At 71.9% G+C, this 15,395-nt stretch carries 13 protein-coding genes and 1 pseudogene; 8 read left to right on the plus strand and 6 right to left on the minus strand.

Annotated elements, in window-relative coordinates; genetic code table 11:
• Positions 1-73: 73 nt before the first annotated feature.
• The 3 genes from AB0K82_RS12030 to AB0K82_RS12040 all read left to right on the plus strand — a co-directional run bounded on the left by AB0K82_RS12030 (position 74) and on the right by AB0K82_RS12040 (position 1,696).
• Positions 74-520, plus strand: coding sequence for a nuclear transport factor 2 family protein (locus AB0K82_RS12030; RefSeq protein ID WP_364395655.1), 447 nt, complete (start codon positions 74-76; stop codon positions 518-520).
• An 81-nt stretch (positions 521-601) separates the two neighbouring features.
• Positions 602-997, plus strand: a complete 396-nt coding sequence (locus tag AB0K82_RS12035; protein ID WP_364395657.1) for a VOC family protein — start codon at positions 602-604, stop codon at positions 995-997.
• A gap of 54 nt (positions 998-1,051) precedes the next feature.
• Entirely contained in the window at positions 1,052-1,696 is a 645-nt protein-coding gene (locus AB0K82_RS12040; RefSeq protein WP_364395659.1) for a class I SAM-dependent methyltransferase, read from the plus strand.
• 271 nt (positions 1,697-1,967) lie between these two features.
• Here the strand turns inward: AB0K82_RS12040 and AB0K82_RS12045 are convergent, their stop codons facing one another.
• Entirely contained in the window at positions 1,968-2,564 is a 597-nt protein-coding gene (locus tag AB0K82_RS12045; RefSeq protein ID WP_364395661.1) for an HD domain-containing protein, read from the minus strand.
• 200 nt (positions 2,565-2,764) lie between these two features.
• On the opposite strand from AB0K82_RS12045, the gene AB0K82_RS12050 reads away from it, so the two are divergent.
• The 3 genes from AB0K82_RS12050 (at position 2,765) to AB0K82_RS12060 (ending at position 5,190) form a co-directional block, all read left to right on the plus strand.
• Complete coding sequence (locus tag AB0K82_RS12050) at positions 2,765-3,169, plus strand: hypothetical protein (RefSeq protein WP_364395663.1); 405 nt, start codon at positions 2,765-2,767, stop codon at positions 3,167-3,169.
• A gap of 99 nt (positions 3,170-3,268) precedes the next feature.
• On the plus strand, positions 3,269-4,432 hold the full coding sequence (locus AB0K82_RS12055) for a glycosyltransferase (RefSeq protein WP_364395665.1): 1,164 nt from the start codon (positions 3,269-3,271) through the stop codon (positions 4,430-4,432).
• Complete coding sequence (locus AB0K82_RS12060) at positions 4,429-5,190, plus strand: polysaccharide deacetylase family protein (RefSeq protein WP_364395666.1); 762 nt, start codon at positions 4,429-4,431, stop codon at positions 5,188-5,190. Before AB0K82_RS12055 ends, AB0K82_RS12060 begins: the two co-directional genes overlap by 4 nt.
• Here the strand turns inward: AB0K82_RS12060 and AB0K82_RS12065 are convergent.
• A complete protein-coding gene (locus tag AB0K82_RS12065; protein ID WP_364395668.1) occupies positions 5,157-7,988 on the minus strand; it encodes a hypothetical protein in 2,832 nt (943 codons plus the stop codon). The two genes, AB0K82_RS12060 and AB0K82_RS12065, sit on opposite strands and share 34 nt — an antisense overlap.
• 92 nt (positions 7,989-8,080) lie before the next feature.
• On the opposite strand from AB0K82_RS12065, the gene AB0K82_RS12070 reads away from it, so the two are divergent.
• Positions 8,081-8,929 (plus strand): RNA-guided endonuclease TnpB family protein, encoded by an 849-nt coding sequence (locus AB0K82_RS12070; protein WP_364395670.1) that lies wholly within the window; start codon positions 8,081-8,083, stop codon positions 8,927-8,929.
• Positions 8,930-8,967: 38 nt separating this feature from the next.
• Here the strand turns inward: AB0K82_RS12070 and AB0K82_RS12075 are convergent, their stop codons facing one another.
• From AB0K82_RS12075 to AB0K82_RS12090, 4 genes are read right to left on the minus strand one after another with little or no spacing between them, the layout of a single operon-like run.
• Positions 8,968-10,086, minus strand: a complete 1,119-nt coding sequence (locus AB0K82_RS12075) for an AAA family ATPase (protein ID WP_364395672.1) — start codon at positions 10,084-10,086, stop codon at positions 8,968-8,970.
• A gap of 10 nt (positions 10,087-10,096) precedes the next feature.
• Positions 10,097-11,470, minus strand: a complete 1,374-nt coding sequence (locus AB0K82_RS12080) for a VWA domain-containing protein (RefSeq protein WP_364395673.1) — start codon at positions 11,468-11,470, stop codon at positions 10,097-10,099.
• On the minus strand, positions 11,467-12,849 hold the full coding sequence (locus AB0K82_RS12085; RefSeq protein ID WP_364395674.1) for a hypothetical protein: 1,383 nt from the start codon (positions 12,847-12,849) through the stop codon (positions 11,467-11,469). The genes AB0K82_RS12080 and AB0K82_RS12085 overlap by 4 nt, the downstream gene beginning before the upstream one ends.
• Positions 12,849-13,328 carry a hypothetical protein gene (locus tag AB0K82_RS12090; protein ID WP_364395675.1) on the minus strand — a complete coding sequence of 160 codons (480 nt, stop codon included), beginning with the start codon at positions 13,326-13,328 and terminating at the stop codon, positions 12,849-12,851. The genes AB0K82_RS12085 and AB0K82_RS12090 overlap by 1 nt, the downstream gene beginning before the upstream one ends.
• Before the next feature lie 444 nt (positions 13,329-13,772).
• Between AB0K82_RS12090 and dacB the strand changes: the two are divergent.
• Positions 13,773-15,301, plus strand: a pseudogene (gene dacB / locus AB0K82_RS12095) (D-alanyl-D-alanine carboxypeptidase/D-alanyl-D-alanine-endopeptidase).
• Positions 15,302-15,395 lie beyond the last annotated feature (94 nt).

Raw genomic sequence — 15,395 nt, forward strand, 5'->3', positions numbered from 1 at the left:
GATCGTTCCGTAACGTCTGGCTAACCGGAGCAACCACTCCGATTCTATCGGTCCCCGACTTCTGGAGTCTGCCGTGCCGACATCGACCACCGCCACGCCCCGAGAGGTCGTCGAGCGCTTCCTCCGTGCCTCCGCCGACAACGCCTGGGACGACCTCGCCGACCTGTACGCGCCGGATTCCGTCATCGAGCTGCCGTTCGCGCCGCCGGGAGTCCCGAAGCGCTTCGAAGGCCGCGAGGGCCACCGGGCCCGGTTCAAGGCGGTCGCCCCGGCGCGCCGCTTCACCAAGGTCGACTCGGTGGTGCTCCGGGAGACCGAGGACCCGGAGGTGGTCGTCGCCGAGTACGACCTGCACGGCGCCATGACCCGCTCGGGCCGGCCGTTCGTCTTCTCGTACATCATGGTGATCCGGGTCAGGGACGGTCTGATCGTCCACTCGCGCGACTACGGCGACAACCTCGCGGGCGCCGAGTTCCGTGACGAGATCGCCGAAGCCCTCGGCCGGGGTCGCCCCGAGTAGCACCGCGCACCGAGGTCCACTCCGACACCGGGCTCCCATTCGTCCAAGCTCGGACCGCGGCCGTACGGGCATGGTCGGAGCATGACGAAGCAGACGATGCCCGGGATGCGTCCCCAGCCGATGATCTGTGTGGTGGACGTCGAGCGCGCCGGCCGGTGGTACCGGCAGGTGCTCGGCGCCACCAGCGGTCACGGCGGCTCCGAGTACGAGCAGTTGCTGGTGGACGGCCACCTGATCATGCAGCTCCACCGGCTCGAGGTCGGGCACCATCACGGCACCCTCGCGGACCCCGATCGACCGGTCGGCAACGGCGTCGCGCTCTGGTTCGCGACGGCCGCCTTCGACGCCGCCGTGGAACGCGTCCGGGCCGTGGGCGCGCACGTCGTCACGGACGTGCACGTCAACCCGAACGCCGGCCACCGCGAGATCTGGCTGCGCGACCTCGACGGCTACCTCGTCGTCATCGCGGAAGCCTGAGCACCGCTCCGCAGGCCGTCCGGGCGCCCGCCGAGGGCTCTAGGGTCGTCGACCGTGATCGAATCCTCCCTGGACAGCATCCGGACGGCGTACGACGACGTCGCCGTCCTCTACGCCGAGCTGTTTCGCAATGCCCACGACGAGGCCCCACTGGACCGCGCGATGATCGGCGCCTTCGCCGAGTTCGTGCGGGCCGGCGCCGGGCAGGTCGCGGACATCGGCTGCGGCCCCGGGCAGCTGACCGCGCACCTGCGGTCCCTCGGCGTCCCCGCCTTCGGGATCGATCTGTCGCCGACGATGATCGAGCTGGCGCGGAAGGAGTACCCCGACCTGCGGTTCGAACAGGGCTCGATGACCGCCCTGGACCTGGCCGACGGCTCGGTGGACGGGGTGCTCGCCTGGTACTCCTTCATCCACCTGCCTCCGGCGGAGCTGCCCACCGTGTTCGCGGAGCTCGCCCGCGTGCTGACCCCGGGCGGTCACCTGCTGCTCGGCTTCTTCACGACCGACGGTGACTCGCCGAACCCGGCCGAGCCCTTCGACCACAAGGTGACCACGGCCTACCGGCTGTCCATCGACCACCTCGCGGGCCTGGCGCGCGAGGCCGGACTGGTGGAGCTCGCCCGGATGCGCCGGGAGCCGGGCGACAACGAGCGGTTCCTGCACGGCCGTCTCCTCGTCCGCAGGCCGGCGGAGTGACGGCGGAGTGACGGCGATCCTCAGCAGGCGGACGACCGGAAGGCCGGGCGCCTGCCGAGGAGGTCCCGCGCCCGGTCCCTGGACAGGTTGTAGCGGGTCCATGAGTCCCCCGAGCGGAGCGATTCCGCGAGATGGCGCAGGACGCACGAGCGTTGCGGCTCGGGGAGACGATCGAGGGCGGGAGCCGCGTCGGCGGACAGTCCCGCAAGGTAGGACAGGTCGACCCTGCCGGTGTCCCCGAAGCGATCGACGTTGTGGGCGGCGATTCCGCCTACCCCGCCGGATGCCCGTACTCGGCGGCGAGCGGCCTGAGGTCGGGGACGCCGAAGGTCTCGCACATCGACGTGAACTTCGCGACCTTGTCCGCGCCGAACCTCCGGAGGCGGGCGGCGTAGGAGCCGGGGGTGACGAAGGTCGGCGGGTCCGTCTTGCTGTGGAACTTGTCGGCGTACATGACGAACTCCTCCTCGCGCGACTCCGCCACATAGTCGGCGACCGGCAGAGGAAGTTCCTGCCGCCGGACGTCCTCGCGGGTGATGCCCATCCCGGTGTGGCATGAGCAGAAGCGGCACAGGGCCTCGGGCAGCCCTTCGTCGCTCAGCAGTTCGTGGCCGAGGATCCCGTGCCGGATGTAACCCGCCTCGTCGATCCGGCCCGCGGCGTCGTACAGGCGGTAGACGCCGATGTCGTGCAGGAGGGCGCCGGCGCGTACGAGGTCCGCGTCGACGTCCGGGGGACCATCGGCGAGGAGCTGTTCGGCGATCCCGCACACGATCTCGCAGTGCGTGTAAACGAGCGCGAAGGCCGCCTCCGTCGGGGCGTGCCGCTCGTGCAACGCGCGGATCTCTTCGTCCGTCGGGATGATCACGCCGAGAGTCTAACGACGCGCGTCTCCGACCCGTCGTGGCCCCGTCCTCGCAGGTCAACGGCCTCCCTGGAGCAGGCACGAGGTCCGAAGGTGTACCTGGTGCCACCCCGAATCGGATGACCGCGCTACTGCTCTGGAGTGCCTCCGCCCACGACGCTGGTGCCGTGCCCGACAAGCCGGGCGCGGAAGGAGCATCCCCCATGGCCACCAGCGCGACGCCCGCCGCGGGCCGGCTGACCGGCACCCCGTGGGCGGTCCGGCTCGGTCGGAGCTCGGCGGGCCGGGCCGCGCTGGAGGTGTACGACGCGGAGACGCTCGTCGACGTCGTCGTCGAGACGCCGGTGGCGCCGGAGACCCTGCGGGGCGCTCGGCGCGCGGTCTCCCCGGGCGGCCCGTGCGCCATCGCCTGGGGCCGGCTTCCGGCCGCCACGGCCCTCCCCGAGGTGCTGTTCGCGGGCTGGACGCGCCGGTACCCGGCCGACGTGTTCATGGTCGGCGGGTTCTGCTGGCTGGCCGTCGCGCACGGCCGGTTCACGACCGTCCGGGTCAGCCATCGCGGTGACTCGTGCGGACGCCTCCGCATCCGGGGCGGCCGCCGACCCTGACCGCCCTCCCCGCCGGCCCCCGTCCGGCGGCCCCGACGTCCCCTTCCCGAAACCCGGCCGACGAGGCCGGATGACCACGACATAGGCAGGCATCGAGCAGTGAACACCTCCCTCATCCGACCTGGCGGCAGCCGCCATGTCACGATCGTGTCGGCGAGCGTCGGCGCGGGCCACGACGGCGCGGCGAACGAGCTGGCCCGGCGGCTCCGCGCGGCCGGGTTCTCGGTCGACTGCCATGACTTCCTGGACCTGCTCCCCGCCTCGCTCGGACGGCTGCTGCGGCAGTCGTACGCCGTGCAGTTGCGGGCCGCGCCGGAGAGCTGGGAACGGCTGTTCACCGCGCTGGACCGGCGGCGGAACCTCGCGGCGGCGGTGCGGGCCCTGAGCGGGCTCGCCGCGCGGCGCATCGCCCGTACGGCCGCGCCGGAGTCCGCGGCCATCGTCTCGACCTACCCGCTCGCGAGCCAGGCGCTGGGCCGGTTGCGGCGGCGCGGCGTCCTGCGGGCCCCCGTCGTCACGTACCTCACCGACCTGTCCGTGCATCCGCTCTGGGTGGCCGAGGGAGTGGACGTGCATCTCGCGCTGCACCCGGCGACGGCGGCCGAGGCCCACCGGCTCGGCGCCGCCGACGTACGAGTGTGCGCGCCGGCCGTGCGCCCCGGGTTCCGGCCGCCGTCGTCGGTCCTCGAACGGGAGCTGGCGCGGCTGCGCTTCAGCCTGCCGGGCGACGAGCGGCTGGCCCTGATCACCGCGGGGTCCTGGGGCAGCGGCGACGTCGCGGCCACCGTTTCCGACGTCGCCGCGACCGGGCTGGTGACCCCGGTCGTGGTCTGCGGGCGCAACACGGCGCTGCGCGAGAAGCTCGCCCGATCCGGCGCGGGAATCACCCTGGGCTGGGTGGACGACATGCCCGCGTTGATGCGCGCCTGCGACGTCGTGGTGCAGAACGCCGGCGGCCTCAGCTCCCTCGAGGCGCTGGCGTCCGGGCTGCCCCTGCTCAGCTACCGCTGCCTCCCCGGCCACGGCAGGGCGAACGCCGCCGTACTGGAGAAGGCCGGCTGGGCACCGTGGGCGCGCGACGCGGACCGGCTCCCGGAGACGCTGTTCACGGCACTGACCGGGCCCCGGACGGTGGATCCCGCCGTCGCGGCGGACCCGGCGGCGATCGTCGCCGCCCTCGCGGCCGAGCGGACCGCGACGGTGACCGCGGACCGGAACCCGGCGGGCACACCGGAGCTCGCCGTGGCGGAGGCGTCCCGATGAGCGCCGCCCGTCTCCGTCCCGGCGGGCGAGGCTCGCGGGCCGCCGCCGCCGCGGCGGGAGTCCTGGCCGCCGCGCACGCGGCACCGGCGATCACCTCGATCGGCCCGCTGCGCCGCCGCCTGTTCCCCGGTCTGGCCGGGGTCGGAGATCCCGGTCATGTGGCGCTGACGTTCGACGACGGACCGGACCCGCGCTCGACGCCGGCATTCCTGGCCGCGCTGCGCGAGTACGAGGTGACGGCGACCTTCTTCCTCCTCGGCCGGATGCTGACCGAGGCGCCGGACGTGGGAAGGGAGCTGGTCGACGCCGGGCATGAGATCGCGGTGCACGGCTGGGCGCACCGCTGCATGCTGCTGCGCGGCCCCGCCGCGACGTACGACGACCTGGCGCGGGCGATGGAGACGATTGTCGACGTCACGGGCACGGTGCCGCGCTGGTACCGGCCGCCGTACGGGGTGCTGAGCGCGTCGGCGTTGCGGGCGGCGCGCCGGCTCGGCCTCACGCCGGTCCTCTGGACGAACTGGGGCCGCGACTGGACGCGTGCGGCCACCCCCGCGTCCGTCCTCGCGACGGTCACGCGCGACCTGAAAGGGGGAGCGACCGTGCTCCTCCACGACTCCGACTGCACGTCGGCTCCCGAGTCGTGGAGGAACACGCTCGGCGCGCTGCCTTCGCTCCTGGACGAGGTACGGGAGCGGGGCCTGTCGGTCGGCCCGCTACGCGATCACGCCCTCCCCAGCAGCGCCGCCACGGCGTGAGCCGTGTCGCCGTGGGCGGCCAGAAGGTCGGTGACCTGCTCGTGCTCGGCTCCGCCGTCGGCGGCCGGCCGCCATCCGGCGTCGTGCCCGAGCAGCCCGGCCACCGCGTCGCACGCCGCAGGGTGGGCCGCCAGGAGGTCCGCGACCACTCGGGCCGACGCAGGAACCGACGCCGGTGCCGGCGTCGCCGGCCGGCGCGCCGACCAGGGCGGGACCCAGGCGTCGACGGCGGGCAGGGCGGCCGGGAACACCCGGCCCGCCTCCCGTACGAGGACCGGCACCAGCTCGGCCGCCTGGTCCCGCAGTGTGGTGATCAGCTTGGGGAGCCAGGGGAGGAGGACGGGATCCGGCAGCCGGGCGAACGCCTTGGACATCACCTCCACCACGACGGGAGCCAGGGACGGGACCGGCTCGAGCGCCTGGACGAACCCGCTGAGGTAGAGCGGGATCGACGGGACGACGAGCGGGTTGGCCAGCAGTTCGTCGTACCGCGCGCGCAGCTCGGCCACCGGCAGCAGTCCGAGCTGCGACCGGGCCGCCCACAGCAGCGCGACCTTGGCCGGCGTCTCCGGGTGCGACTGCCGCACGGCGAGCTCGAGCTGGGAGTGGTCGCAGCCGAGCGACAGCGCGAGACCCTCCATGCCGAACAGGAAGCCCAGCATGGCCGCCACCTGCCGGACGCCGGTGTCCTCGTCCAGGAACGCGGTCGGCAGCAGGGTGCAGTAGTGCGCGTACCCGGCGGTGACGAAGCGTCCGCACCATTCCGGCAGGGCGGACGTGGTGGTGCGGTAGTACGCGAGCAGCCTGCGGATCCGGCGCAGCACGTCGGGAGCGTCGTCCACGGTCCGCTCGGCGGCGAGGAGCTCGACGGCGCGGCTCCCGAGGTCGTCGGCGACCCGCCCGCCGCCGAGGTAGAGGATGGCGTCCTCCACGGCCTCCAGCGCCACCGCCGCGGTCGCCTTGGGATCCGCCACCGTCCGGCGCAACCGCTGTTCGAGGACCTGCTCGATCGTGACGCCCTCGTACCCGAGCTCGACGATCGACCGCTGATGCCGGCCGATCGCCAGGTCCCAGCTCTCCTGGATGGGGCGCTCGCCCAGCCGCCGCGAGCCCATGATGGGGCGGGCGGCCTCCGTCGGCAGCAGGCGGCGCAGCACCCACAGCAGGTCGGAGCAGGGCCGCAGCTCCGGGTTCGCGTCGAGGTCGAGCAGCGCGCGCTGGATCGTGCGCTTGGTGAGGTCGAGCCCCAGCGGCTCCAGCCGGTCGAGCACGTCCCGCGCCAGCGGCGGGAGCGACTCGTAGCCGACCTGCCCGACGCGGTCGCCGCCGAGCAGGATCTCGCACAGCCGGCGCACGTCGCGGCGACCCGGCACGGTGTCCTTCTCGATGCAGGTGACCGCGGCGTCCTGGAAGTCGTACGGGGTGGGACGCCCCCGGCCGCGCAGGCCCGCCAGCAGGATCGACGTCTCGTACACGGCGATCGCGTCGGCCGTGCTCGCGAGGTAGCCGTTGCGGCGGGCCAGCCGGACGATGTCGACGCACCAGCCCAGCAGCTCGTCCTCGTCGATGCCGCTCGGCGCGGGCGGCCGGGACAGGAACCCGGACAGCCGGTCCGCGACCTCCCCGCCCGGATCGGCCGCCCGCCCGGCGCGTACGGCCTTCGGCTTGTCCCCCTTCTGGCCCTTCAGCCGGTACGGCGTGACGCCGCTGCCCTTCACCGCCTTCGCCCAGGTGGCCGCGGCGATCGACACCGACCCGGGCGCCAGGCCGAACTGCGCCTCGATGGCGGAGTGGCTCGAGGGGATCAGGCCGTACTGCCAGCGGGTCGCCGTACGTGGGGTGATCTCGAACGGCGCGTCGGCGCGCAGGCCGAACTGCTCGACGCGGCTGGCCGCGTGGAACGCGCCGCAGACGTACAGGCACCGCTCGGGGTCGGCCCCGGAGGCGGCGAGGTGCTCGCGCATGCGGGTCCACATGTAGCGCTCGCGGTCCTCGTCCCGGTCGTTCCGGGCGTCGCGGTCGGGGCGCAGCCGCCGGAAGAGGCTGCCGATCATCACCATGACCTGGCGATACGTGTCGTAGTCGGCGCCGACGAGGGGTTGTTCGACGTACTGGTCCCACCACTCGGACCAGTGCCTGACCTTGCCGTGGTGCAGCAGGTGCGCCTCGAGCTCGGCGAAGCGGGGACGCAGGTCACCGATCTCGATGCCGACCGCGTCACCGTGCAGGGCCGCGTCCTCGCCGCCGTCCGCCGCGGGTGCGGGTCCGGGCGCGGGTTCCGGCGGTGTACGGGGCTCCCACTGGAAGACGTGGTCCGTGGACCGGTCGACCAGCACCAGCTCGACGCCGGGCGTGTCGAGCGCGTACGCGATGGCCTGGTACTCGGCCGACGCCTCGGTGACGGGCGCCACCACGCTGAGCGGCGCCCACGCCGCCGGGAAGTCGTCCAGCTCGGTGGCGAACGCCTGCAGCGCGACGGGCAGCCGGCAGTTGCGCAGCTCGTCGAGCAGCGGTCGCAGGTCCTCGCAGAGTTCGAGGTAGATGACGGCGGGCCGCTTCTCGCGCAGCCGCCGCGCCATGGCCAGCGCCGAGGCGGGCGAGTGGTGGCAGACCGGGAAGATCTCCAACTCCTCCCGTAGCGCCCGGTCGACGTCGTCGACCATGCCGGCCAGGATGCCGGGCACCGGATCCGTACCGCTGTGCCGGGTGAACGCGGCCGCCGCGTCGAGCAGTTGCCCACGCAGCGCTCCGAACGGACCCGCCGCCACGCCGGCGGCCGAAAGCGTCGATCCGCTCATCGGCATCGCGGCGTGAAAACCCCGAACGTCAAACCGGGATCCAAACGCCGCTCCCTCCTCGGAATGTCAGTGGTGGTGGTTAGGGTGCGGGCATGCGGTTCCGGCTCGCGCCCACGCCCGCTCAAGAGCAGGCGCTGCTGGACCACTGTTCGCACGCCCGATATGTGTGGAATCTCGCGGTCGAGCAGCACCAGCACTGGCGGCCGGGCCGGGCGAGCGCGCCGGGTTATGCCGAGCAGTCCCGCCAGCTGACCGAGGCCAGAGAATCGTTCGATTGGCTGGCGGCGGGGTCGCAGACGGTGCCCGGTCTGCACAAGACCGAGGCCAACCGCCTGCGACGTCTGCAGCGCAGGTTGGCGCGCGCGAAGCCGGGGTCGAATCGGCGGGCGCGGGTCAAGACGGCGATCGGCCGGATCAAGGCACGTGAGACCGACCGGCGTAAGGACTGGGTGGAGCAGACCTCCACCGCCCTGTCCCGCCGCTACGACCTCATCCGGGTCGAAGACCTGAAGATCAAGAACATCGTGCGGTCCGCTCGCGGCACCCTCGACGCGCCGGGCACGAACGTACGGGCCAAGGCCGGACTCAACCGTTCCATTCACGCTGCCGGCTGGGGTCTCCTGGTGACCCGTCTGGAGCAGAAGGCGCCGGGCCGGGTGGAGAAGGTCGATCCCGCGTACACGTCCCAGATCTGTCATGCCTGTGGGCACTGCGCTGCGGAGAGCCGTGAGAGCCAAGCGGTCTTTCGTTGTCGCGCCTGCGGGCATGCCGATCATGCGGATGTGAACGCGGCCAAGAACATCAGAGATATCGCCGTCGGGCGGACGGTGACGTGCCTGCCCCGACCAACCGACCCCGACCGACCTCCCGGGCGGGGAGCCCTCCAGCCGTTGGGCGGGGCTATGAACGGCGAACCTCAACCTGTTCCCTCCTTGAGGTAAAGCTGGTTGGAATCCCCCGCCCTAAGCGGGGGAGGACGTCAAGAGAGGGTGCCCAGGGCCTGCCGGCCGCCCTCCAGGAATGCCTGCCATGACCCGCCGTCGTCCTCCTTGCTGCGCGGCTCGATCACGCCGTGCCAGAACTTGTTCAGGATCGCAAGGTCCTCCGGGCTGCGCCGGGCGAGCGAACCCACCAGCGAACCCGCGAGCGTCTCCGCGCGGAGCGTGCGGTCGCCGAAGAACTGGCTGTGCAGGATGGCGTCCTCCAGCACGCCGATCTGCTCGGCCGTGGACAGCGCCGACTCCAGCTTCTCGTCGTCGCTGGTGGCCGAGGCCGCCGCGGCGCGCAGGTCGGCGAAGCTCTGCAGCAGGATGTCCAGCAGCGTGGGCGGCACCTCCAGGTCGATCCGGTGCCGGCGCATCAGCTCGGCGGTACGGAACCGGACGATCTCCGCCTCGCTGCGCTTGCTCGTCACCACCGGGATGCGGACGAAGTTGAACCGCCGCTTGAGCGCGGACGACAGGTCGTTCACGCCCCGGTCACGGCTGTTGGCGGTGGCGATGATCGAGAAACCGGGCTTGGCGAAGACGATGTTGTCGTCGTCGAGCTCGGGGATCGAGACGTACTTCTCGGACAGGATCGAGATCAGGGCGTCCTGCACGTCGCTCGTCGACCGGGTCAGCTCCTCGAACCGGCCGATCATCCCCTGCTCCATCGCCGTCATGATCGGCGAAGGGATCATCGACTGGCGGGACTGCCCCTTGGCGATCACCATGGAGACGTTCCACGAGTACTTGATGTGGTCCTCGGTGGTGCCCGCCGTCCCCTGCACGACCATCGTCGAGTTACGGCAGATGGCCGCCGACAGCAGCTCGGCGAGCCAGCTCTTGCCGGTGCCGGGATCGCCGATCAGCAGCAGACCGCGGTCGGAGGCGAGCGTCACGATGCTCCGCTCGACGAAGCTCCGGTCGCCGAACCACTTCTGCGAGATCTCCCGGTCCAGCCCGTCGGACCGCTCGGAGCCCAGGATGAACAGCCGGACCATCCGCGGGCTGAGCCGCCACGAGAACGGCTTGGGCCCGTCGTCGACGGACTCCAGCCAGTCGAGCTCCTCGGCGTACTTGACCTCGGCCGGGGCGCGCAGCATCTCGTCGGTCATCGTTCTCCTCTTAGTCCAGGAAGTTCTTCAGCTCGAAGACGAGCTTGCGGATGTGGCCTGAGATCACGGGCGTGCCGAGATCCTTGAAACGCTGTCGGAACCAGGGGTTCACGCTCTGGTGCCCCGAGCTGTTCACCGACCCGACCGGGATGAACTTCACCCCGGACCGGTGCACCGCCTGAATTCCGTCGAACAGCGGCTGCGAGCGGTCGAACTCGTAGAAGTCGGAGATCCACACCAGCACCGTGTTGCGCGGATCGGTGATCTTCGGGCGGGCCATGGCCATCGCGACCGGCCCGTCGTTGCCGCCGCCGAGCTTCGTCCGCAGCAGCACCTCGAACGGGTCGTGCACCCACGGCGTCAGGTCGAGGGCCCGGGTGTCGTACGCGATCAGGTGGACGTCGACCTTCGGCAGGCCGGCGAAGATCGACGCCAGGATCGTGCAGTTCACCATCGAGTCGACCATCGACCCGGACTGGTCGACCACCACGATCAGGCGGGCGGGCGTCGTGCGCTTGGCGGTCTGCCGGTAGAACAGCCGGTCGACGTACAGCCGTTCTTCCTCCGGGTCCCAGTTGGTGAGGTTCTTCCAGATCGTGCGGTCGAGGTCGAGATTGCGGAACACCCGCTTCGGCGGCACCGACCGGTCGACCGCCCCGACGCTGGTCTGCTGGACCTGGGTGCGCAGCACCTCGGCGACCTCGTCGACGTAGCGGCGGATCAGCGCCTTCGCGTTGGCCAGCGCCACGCCCGACAGGTTCGACTTGTCGCGCAGGAGCTGCTCGATCAGCGACATGCTCGGCGTGAGCTGCCGGGCCAGCGCCGGATCGGCCAGCACCTCACGCAGCCGCATCCGGCTCACGAGGTCGCCCTCCAGCCCCGACAGCACCCCGGCCAGCTCGCAGGCGCCCTCCGCGCCGAGCGCCCGCTTCAGCCACCCGGCGTCCCGCTGCCAGTCGGCGAGCCGGCTGGCCGTCACGCCGCCGGACCCGGTCGACAGCACGTTGAGCAGCAGCTTCGAGACGAGCGCGGCGCGGCGCACCCGCTGGTCGTCGTCGCCGGCGGTCAGCAGCCCGTCCAGCTCCGCCTGGAGATCGGGGAAGCGCTGGACGAGGTTGTCCACCGACACCGACGGATCGAGCAGCGCGGGCGGCAGCCCGATGTCCTCGACGATCGCCACGCTCGCCGCCTCCAGCGCGGGCTGCTCCTCGTGGTCGAACATCCGCGCCAGCAGCCGCCAGTAGAGCACCTGCCGCCGGTTCTCGTCCGCCGACGAGGCCGCGTCTCTCGCCCCGGCCGCCTCGCCCACCGCCGTGGTCGGCTCACCCATCGCCGCACCGGACGTCTGACCGCTCGCCACCGCACCGGGCGTTTGGTCGCTCATCGCCGCAACAACCTCCCCGCCCGCTCGCGCAGCACGGCCACCGCGTCACCGGCCCTGGCCTCGGCCTTCACGACCTTCGGATCCGTGGGGCCGAGCGCCCAGTCGCCGCCGTGCGCCGCCACGGCCTTGCGCTTGACCGTCGCCCGCACGGCCAGCGGCTGCAGCGTCCACCGGCCGGCCTCCCACCGGACCAGGCCGATGCAGGCCGATGACGCCGCCACCAGCTCCGGGGTCAGCGGCCCGCAGCTCGGCAACCGCTCCAGGTCGACCGTGAGGCTGTGCTCGTCCAGGGCCAGGGCGTCGCCGTCGATCGTGTACCCCTCGAGCAGGACGGGCTCGGCGATCCGCACCGGATGGCGCTCCAGGGGAGGGACCGCCGGAGCGAGCGCGTCGGTGAGCCGGAGCCGGGCCGTCGCGAACGGATCCGCCGGTTCCCCCAGGGTCGCCTGGTCGTCCCGCCAGATCAGGTCCCCGCCCGCGGTGACGGGTAGCTCCGCCAGGTCCACGCTCCGGTGCTCGGCCAGTGCCTTGAGCAGTACGGGATGTCTGTCCAGCAGCCGCCACAGCGTCGGTCCGACGATCGTGTCGACCTTCGCCGCCGTCACGCTCGCCCGTACGAGACGGGCGGAGGAACCGTCGGCGGCCTCGAGCACCCCATGGACCTGCACCTGCACGGCCGTACCGTGCTCATGGACGTCGACGCCGAGCGGCAGCAGCCTCCCCGAGACCACGCCGACGTGCGCGGGGCCGCCCGTCCCCGGCTGAGAGAGGAGCAGGGCGCGGGCCCACAGGTCGGCCCAGCGCCGGGCGGGCACGCGGTCCATCGTCGTCACCGGGCACGAGGCCCGCAGCTCCGCGGCCAGCCCGTCGAGCAGCACCGCCGCCCCGCGCAGGCGCGGCTCGGCCAGCAGGGCCGAGATGGCCTGGTCGGATGAGGAGACGAGGTCGTGGTCGACGCCCCGCCAGCCCGTGATCGCCAGCTCCTGCAGCCACGACCGGCTCGCGCCGAGCGGGCCGTCCACCGGTGCGGCCGGTGTCTCCTCCCACGCGGCCCTGGCCCGGCCGAGTGCCGCGTCGAACCGGCCGAGCTGTGCGTCGTGCACCGCGCCGAGCAGTGCGGTACGGGCGCCGGCGAGCGTGGCCAACTGCTCGTCCCCGACCGAACCCGCCCTGATCTTCTCGACCGCCTCGCCCACCGCGGGGCCGAGCGGCGTGTCGCGCAGCGCGCCCGCCATGGCGGCGAGCCGTCCCGTCTGCTCCTCGTCCATCCGGCCCAGGCCGTACACCAGGGCGTCGTCGAATCCGGCCACCAGGTCGAGGGTCTCCGCCACTCCCGGCACCGCGCCGTCGAGGAGGGCCGCGAGCTGCACCCCGAGCATCAGCCCACCTCCCTCGTGGCCGGGAACCACTGCAACTCGGCGATCGGCTCCGTCGTGTCCGGAAGCTCCAGATAGGCCAGGTGGCGAAGGAAGCGGCTGAACACCCCCGCGGCCGGCGCGCGCTCCGGCCCTCCGTCCAGGCGACTGATCAGGTCCTCGCCCTCACCGACGTCGACCCGCAGGTAGCGGGCGACGCGGTCGAGGCCGTACTGCAGCACCGCCTCGCTGACGAGCGCCCGCAGGTGCTTGCACGGGGCGCCGTACAGCCCGCCGCAGGGCCGGTTGTTGTTCGTACCGCAGCTGTACGTGTGGGTGCCCGCCGCGATCGAGGACACATAGACCCGGGCGATGTCCGATCCGCTGGACACCACGCCCTGCAGCCGCCCCTCCGCCAGCTCCACGAACGGGACCTTCGCCAGCTTTCGCGGCCGGGCGGGCGGAACCACCCGCACCACGCTCCGCCGCTCCCACTCGGTCATCGCCGGCGCCCTTCGACACGCGCCCGGCACGGCCGGTCAGCGGCCGGTGACCCGCCCCAGAACGGGACCGATGAGTTCACGGACCGTCCCGTACACGCGCCTGCGCGCCGGCCGGAGACAGGGATCGACATGGGGAAGCCTCTCTTCTCGGGGAACCCGCGAGAGAGCATGGCCGACCCCGCCGACATTTTCCGGCCCCCTGATGGGTGGGTCCGGAAGTGTCGGTGCCGGCTGTCAGGATGCCTGTGAGAACCCCATGAGCCGCGCTATGCGAGCGGTGAATTCTCCAAGGTCAGCGGGGATTTACCCCGTTTTCAACGCATGGTCGCCCCCGAATTCGGTGGGCGGATATCGGGCGAATACCGCAAGTCTTGCGTAGGCGGCGTGTCTTGATCGTTACCATCGGTTGTCATGAGTCGATCTTTGAAAGGGACGATCGCCGTAATGGCGGGCGGCGCGGTCGTCGCGACGGCGGCCGTGGCCCTCGCCCAGACGGATACGAACACGGTGACGCCGACGGCGGCCACCAGTGGCGACCTCAAGGCCGACATCGACAACATCCTCACGGACAGCCGCCTCAAGGGCGCGAGCATCGGCGTCATCGTCCGCAACGCCAAGACCGGCGCGATCCTCTACGACCGTGACTCCGACGCGCAGAAGATCCCGGGCTCGAACAACAAGATCGAGACGTCCACCGCGGCATTCGGCATCCTCGGTGCCGGCTACCGGTTCCGTACGAGCGTCTACACGCGCGGCGGGAACCTGTACCTGAAGGGCACCGGCGACCCGACCCTGCGCGCGGCCGACTACGACAAGATCGCCGCCGCGGTCGCGGCCAAGGGCATCAAGAAGATCAAGGGCAGCCTGGTCGCCGACGACACCTGGTTCGACCGGCAGTACACCCCGCCGGGCTGGGACTCGTCGGACCTGCCCTACTCCTACGCGGCCGGGATCTCGGCGCTGAACGTCTCGCCGGACGACGTGTTCGACGCCGGATCGATCGGCGTGACCATCACCCCCGGCCAGGAGGGGCGGCCCGTCAACGTCGCGCTGAATCCTCCGACGAGCGTCGTGAAGATCGATAATCGGGCGACGACGGGAAAGGCGGGAACGGGCTCGACCGTGTCGGTCGACCGTACGGGCGGCACCGACACGATCGTCGTCACCGGCTCCTACCCGGCGGACGGCGGGAAGGAGGACCATCTCTCGACCGCGCCGAACCCGACGCAGTACGCGGCCGACGTCTTCCGCAGCGCGCTCAAGGCCCATGGAGTCACCGTCGTGGGGGCGACCAAGCGGGCCGCGACCCCAAGATCGCCACGATGGTCACCACCCGGCGGTCGATACCGCTGTCCCAGCTTGCGACGCCCTTCCTCAAGCTCAGCAACAACCAGATCGCCGAGATCCTGACCAAGGCGATCGGCCACAAGGTCGCCGGCAAGGGCACCCGCGCGGCGGGAATCGCCGCGACCGCCCGGTACCTGAAGACGCTCGGCGTCGACACCACCAAGGTGAAGCAGACCGACGGCTCGGGGCTCTCGCGTACGAACCAGACGACACCCCGGCAGGTGAGTGTCATCCTCAAGGCCGTACAGGCGAAGCCCTGGTTCTCGACCTGGTACAACGCGCTGCCCATCGCCGGCCAGCCGGACCAGTTCGTCGGCGGCACCCTGGCCTCGCGGATGAAGGGAACCCCCGCGGCCGGGAACGTCCACGCGAAGTCCGGCACGCTCACCGGCGTGACCGCGCTGAGCGGCTACGTGAAGGACGACACCGGGCAGCCACTGATCTTCTCGATCATTTTCAACGGCTACCAGGGCGGTGCCCCGAAGGACATCGAGGACAAGATCGCGGTCCGACTCGCGGGAGGCACGTCCACTTCCGCGCAGAACACCGTCCGCAAGGAGACGACGACGCGGAACGGTGGAGACCTCGAATCCACCTGGACCAAGGGCAAGGCCACGAGCCGCTGATCGCGACCACCGGTCGCTGAGCGGCCCTGCCGGAGCGGTGCCCCGCACGCGCGGACCGCGCGCGTACGGGGCACTTTCCGTACGCGTGGATCCG

Source organism: Actinoallomurus sp. NPDC052274 (assembly GCF_040679475.1).
GTDB lineage: Bacteria > Actinomycetota > Actinomycetes > Streptosporangiales > Streptosporangiaceae > Actinoallomurus > Actinoallomurus liliacearum.